Below are 568 nucleotides of genomic sequence, written 5' to 3' on the forward strand. Positions count from 1 at the left end.
CCCCGGGGGCGGGCGGCGGACGGCCCCGCCGGGGCGGCGGGGTCGGGCCGTTCCCAGGATCCCGCGCCGGGGCGGCGCTGCCCAGGCCCCGTTCGCATGAACCGGGGAGCACCGGCACTCGGCCAACGCCCGTCCCACTGCGGACATCTGACGGGCGACCAGTTATCGTGTCGAGCCAGTGCTCCGACCGTCGCCGCAGCGCAGGGGGTATCGCCGTGACCCGCCGACTCCGCCCCGTGGGGCTGGACTTCCTGGAGCGGGCCCCCGCCCGCCTGGTCTTCACGGCCAGGGCGACGGCCCGGCCCGAGGACCTGTACCGGGCGCTCGCCGAGGAGGTGACGGGCTGGCCGGCCTGGTTCGGGGCGGTGTCGCTGGCCCGGCCCACCGGGGGCGGTGCCGGGCGGGAGATCAGGCTGCGGGGCGGGGTCCGGTTCCAGGAGACGATCGTGGCCGCGGAGGCCCCGCGGCGCTACGCGTACCGGGTCGACGAGACCAACGCACCCGGGCTGAGCGCCCTGTTGGAGGAGTGGCTGCTGGCCCCGGCCGCCGGGCCCCGCTCCCCCGGCAC

Annotated in this window: 1 protein-coding gene; it reads left to right on the forward strand. The window is 78.3% G+C overall.

Annotated features, from left to right (window positions below):
• Window positions 1-215: 215 nt before the first annotated feature.
• Window positions 216-568: SRPBCC family protein (locus tag VR44_RS28330; protein ID WP_045950455.1), on the forward strand; the 353-nt coding region annotated here is incomplete at its 3' end.

Origin of the sequence: Streptomyces katrae, from assembly GCF_000966975.1 — a bacterium.
Lineage (GTDB): Bacteria > Actinomycetota > Actinomycetes > Streptomycetales > Streptomycetaceae > Streptomyces > Streptomyces katrae.